At 62.9% G+C, this 4,622-nt stretch carries 4 protein-coding genes; 3 read left to right on the forward strand and 1 reads right to left on the reverse strand.

Annotated elements, in window-relative coordinates:
• On the forward strand, positions 1-286 hold a 286-nt coding region (locus tag DBR23_RS15615; RefSeq protein ID WP_146191350.1), incomplete at its 5' end, for an energy transducer TonB.
• A gap of 279 nt (positions 287-565) precedes the next feature.
• On the opposite strand, the gene DBR23_RS15620 is transcribed toward DBR23_RS15615, so the two are convergent.
• A complete protein-coding gene (locus tag DBR23_RS15620; RefSeq protein ID WP_108498864.1) occupies positions 566-1,906 on the reverse strand; it encodes an MFS transporter in 1,341 nt (446 codons plus the stop codon).
• Positions 1,907-2,167: 261 nt separating this feature from the next.
• Here DBR23_RS15620 and cyoA point away from each other — a divergent pair, with 261 nt between their 5' ends.
• Positions 2,168-3,226 carry a ubiquinol oxidase subunit II gene (gene cyoA / locus DBR23_RS15625; protein WP_108498854.1) on the forward strand — a complete coding sequence of 353 codons (1,059 nt, stop codon included), beginning with the start codon at positions 2,168-2,170 and terminating at the stop codon, positions 3,224-3,226.
• Between the two features lie 74 nt (positions 3,227-3,300).
• A partial coding sequence (locus tag DBR23_RS15630; protein WP_369882122.1) for a cbb3-type cytochrome c oxidase subunit I occupies positions 3,301-4,622 on the forward strand: 1,322 nt, incomplete at its 3' end.

The following is a 4,622-nucleotide window of genomic DNA, read 5'->3' on the forward strand; positions in this document are numbered from 1 at the left end:
GCGCAGCGCGGGCCCCTCGGGCAGCTACGGCGGCAAGGTCGCTGCCAAGGTCAAGCCCAACATCGTGTACCCCGACGCGATCTCGGGCAACCCGCGTGCCGAGGTGGAAGTGCGCCTGTCACCCGACGGCACCATTGTGGGCAAGCGGCTGGTGCAGTCCAGCGGCAACAAGGCCTGGGACGACGCGGTGCTGCGAGCCCTGGACAAGACCGAGACGCTGCCGCGCGATGTGGACGGGCGCGTGCCTTCTGTGCCGATAATCATCGGCTTCAAACCCCAGGACTGAGCGTGACCCGAGCCCCCCGTCTCGCGGGGCTTGCACTTCTGCCGTGGGACTTCGCCTTGTTGCCGATGCGCTGCTGGAACCCACGCCGCAGGAGCGCTGACCGCCTGCGTCTGAGCCCTTGTGGCAGTGTGCCCCGGTACGATGGACTGAGTCGTGCCTTGCAAGTCCCCAAAGCAAAGCGCCCGGCAGAACCGGGCGCTTTTTGAGCCTTTTATGCTGGTAGCGCTAGTGGAATATGCGCTGCCAGCTATACATTCAATAGCAATTCGCCACCATGCATCAGCGGTCGCGCCGCTCCATGCGGCGGTTCAGGTTCAGCGCGCCCAGCGTGCAGGCCACACCCGACAGCAGGTACACCGTCACTGCCAGCAGACCGAACTGCGATGACAGATACAGGGCCACCAGCGGTGCGAAGGCTGCACCAATGATCCAGGCCAGGTCGGCCGACAGGGCGGCGCCGGTGTAGCGATACTGCGGCGAGAAATTGGCCGTGACCGTGCCCGATGCCTGGCCGTACGACAGGCCCAGCAGCACAAAGCCCAGCAACAGGAACATGGTGCTACCCACCTCGCCGGTGTTGAGCAACACCGGCGCCATGAAGCTGAACACGCCAATCAGCACCGCCATGCCGCCCAGCAGCTTGCGGCGGCCGAGGTGGTCTGACAGCCAGCCGGACACCATGATGGCGCCCGCCGCGAGGAACGCGCCGACGATCTGCACGCCCAGTATCTGGGTGACTGGCTGGTCGGAGTACAGCGTGATCCATGACAGCGGGAAAACCGTGACCAGGTGGAACAGTGCAAAGCTGGCCAGCGCCGCAAAGGCGCCCAGCAACACGTTGCTGCCTTCATCACGCATGACGCGGCTCACCGGCACGGGCTGCAACTCGCGGTCCTTGAGCAGTTCGGAGTACGACTGCCCCACCACCAGACGCAGGCGGGCAAACAGGGCCACCACGTTCGCGGCAAAGGCCACAAAAAACGGATAACGCCAGCCCCAGGCCAAAAACTCTTGCACCGTGAGGCTGCTGTACAGGTAGGCAAACAGGCCCGCAGCCAGCACAAAGCCCAGAGGCGCGCCCAGCTGGCCGATCATGGCGTACCAGCCCCGGCGCTCCTTGGGGGCCGACATGGCCAGCAGCGACGGCAAACCGTCCCACGAACCACCCAGCGCCAGGCCCTGGCCCACACGCAGGATCAGCAACGCCACGATGGCTGTAGCGCCCACATCCTTGTAGCCCGGCAAAAAGGCCATGCCCACCGTGCAGACGCCCAGCATAAACAGGGCAATGGTCAGCTTGGTGCCCCGCCCCCAGCGCCGCTGGATGGCCATGGAGATGGCGGTACCCACAGGGCGGACCACGAAGGCAACGGCCAGCAGCGCAAAGGCCATCAGCGTGCCGTCCAGGCGCGACAGGAAGGGAAACAGGAAGGACGGGAAGACAAGAACGCAGGCGATCCCGAAAACGAAGAAGTCGAAATACTCGGACGAGCGTCCGATGATCACGCCCACAGCGATTTCGCTGGGGGTGACGTCTTCATGCGTATCAGCCCGCGAGAGAGAGGCGGCGCTTTCGTGAAAACCGGCCGCAGGGTAAGTGGCAGTGGCGGGGCTGCTCATGAACATGGCTCCTTGACGTTGTGTAGCTAACTCAGACCGTTCTGTTCTACACGCAACTTCTGTGGGCCACAAGTGCGGTTTCACTATGCCGGCTGCAGGAAATGTCCTTCAAAGCCCTCGATTGCACCAAATTGGTGCAAAAACAGCCTGCGCTTTTGACCTTGGACAAAATGTCCAATCGACAAAAAAGCTAGCGCTAGTACATTCGCACACATCCCGTTATCCGCGTTTACCCTGAAACGCATTGATCGCGCTCTTCACATGCTCAAACTTCCCCAACTTCGTGGGCCCACCTGGCTGCTCGCCCTGACAGCGCTGGGCAGCCTGGCAGGCTGCAGCAAGGCTGTCGTGCTCAACCCGGCCGGTGACGTCGCTGCCCAGCAGGGCCAGATGGTCATCACCGCCACGCTGCTGATGCTGATCATCATCGTGCCCGTGATCGCGCTCACCCTGCTGTTTGCCTGGAAATACCGCCAGGGCAACACCGAGGCCGAGTACGACCCCGAGTGGCACCACTCCACCACGCTGGAGCTGGTGATCTGGACGGTGCCGCTGCTGATCATCATTGCGCTGGGCGCCATCACCTGGATCGGCACCCACAAGCTGGACCCCTACCGGCCTCTCGACCGCATCGACGCGCAGCGCGCCGTGCCTGCCGATGTGAAGCCGCTCGAAGTGCAGGTGGTGGCCATGGACTGGAAATGGCTGTTCTTCTACCCCGAGCAAGGCATCGCCACCGTCAATGAAGTGGCCGCCCCGGTGGACCGCCCCATCCTGTTCAAGCTGACAGCCACGTCCACCATGAACGCGTTTTACGTGCCCGACCTGGCCGGCATGATCTACGCCATGCCCGGCATGCAGACCGAGCTGAACGCGGTGATCAACAAGCCTGGCGTGTTCAAGGGCATGTCGTCGCACTACAGCGGCGCGGGCTTTTCGGGCATGACGTTCAAGTTCCACGGCCTGAGCAATGAAGACTTTGCCCAGTGGGTGCAGAAAGCCAAGACCGAAGGCAAGCCGCTCGACAAGGGCACCTACCTGAACCTCGTCAAGCCCAGCGAACGCGACCCGGTGCAGCGCTTTGCCTCGGTGGAAGAAGGCCTGTACGACAAGGTGCTCAACCGCTGCGTCGAAGACGGAAAGATGTGCATGCACCACATGATGGCGATTGATGCGCAGGGCGGCGACGCCTATGTGCGCGCCATGGGACTGAACCTGCCCCAGGACGTCTGCACGGTGCAAAACGCTGCCCAGGTGGTGGCCGCACTCGAATCCCGCAACGCACCGGCCTCCACCTCCGGCGCCAGCATCCGTCAATGAGCTTCCCTATGACCTCCGAAACCCTTTCTCCATCCCACTGGGCGCTGGGCCGCCTGAGCTGGGACGCCGTGCCCATGGCGCACGAGCCCATTGTGTTGTGGACCTTCATTGCCGTGGTCCTGGGCGGCCTCGTCGTCATGGCGGGCATCACCAAGTTCCGCCTGTGGGGCCCGCTGTGGCGCGACTGGATCTGCAGCATTGACCACAAGCGCATCGGCATCATGTACATGATCCTGGGCCTGGTGATGCTGCTGCGCGGCTTTGCCGACGCGGTGATGATGCGCTTGCAGCAGGCCATGGCCTTTGGCGACAACATGGGCTACCTGCCGCCGCACCACTACGACCAGATCTTCACCGCCCACGGCGTGATCATGATCTTCTTCGTGGCGATGCCGCTGGTCACCGGGCTGATGAACTACCTGGTGCCGCTGCAGATCGGCGCGCGCGACGTGTCCTTCCCGTTCCTGAACAACTTCAGCTTCTGGATGACCACGGCCGGCGCCGTGCTGGTGATGGTGTCGCTGTTCCTGGGTGAGTTCTCCACCTCTGGCTGGCTGGCGCTGTCGAACCTGGGGGCGCAGAGCCCGAGCACCGGCCTGGATTACTACATCTGGGCGCTGCAGATTGCCGGGGTGGGTACGACGCTCTCGGGTATCAACCTGATCGTGACCATCATCAAGATGCGCGCGCCAGGCATGAGCCTGATGAAGATGCCCGTGTTCACCTGGACGGCCCTGTGCACCAACGCACTGATCGTGGCGTCCTTCCCCGTGCTGACGGCTGCGCTGGTGCTGATGTCGCTGGACCGCTACGTGGGCACCAACTTCTTCACCAACGAGCTGGGCGGCAACCCCATGCTCTACGTGAACCTGATCTGGATCTGGGGCCACCCTGAGGTGTACATCCTGGTGCTGCCGGCCTTCGGCGTGTTCTCCGAAGTGGTCGCCACCTTCAGCAAGAAGCGCCTGTTCGGCTACACCTCCATGGTGTACGCCACCGTGTGTATCACCATCCTGTCGTACCTGGTGTGGCTGCACCACTTCTTCACCATGGGCTCAGGCGCGAGCGTGAACACCTTCTTCGGTATCACGACGATGATCATCTCGATCCCCACGGGCGCGAAGATCTTCAACTGGCTGTTCACCATGTACAAGGGCCGCATCCGCTTCGAGCTGCCCATGATGTGGACCGTGGCCTTTATGGTGACGTTTGCCATCGGCGGCATGACCGGCGTGCTGCTGGCCGTGCCCCCGGCCGACTTCGTGCTGCACAACAGCCTGTTCCTGATCGCCCACTTTCACAACGTGATCATCGGCGGCGTGGTGTTTGCCATGTTTGCCGGCATCAACTACTGGTTCCCCAAGGCGTTTGGCTACAAGCTGGACCGCACCTGGGG

Source organism: Acidovorax sp. HMWF018, from assembly GCF_003061035.1.
Lineage (GTDB): Bacteria > Pseudomonadota > Gammaproteobacteria > Burkholderiales > Burkholderiaceae_C > Acidovorax > Acidovorax delafieldii.

Bases quoted from the DNA above. Each gene is read 5' to 3' on its own strand.
- DBR23_RS15620 (WP_108498864.1), bottom strand. From the start codon at position 1,906: ATGAGCAGCCCCGCCACTGCCACTTACCCTGCGGCCGGTTTTCACGAA.
- cyoA (WP_108498854.1), top strand. From the start codon at position 2,168: ATGCTCAAACTTCCCCAACTTCGTGGGCCCACCTGGCTGCTCGCCCTG.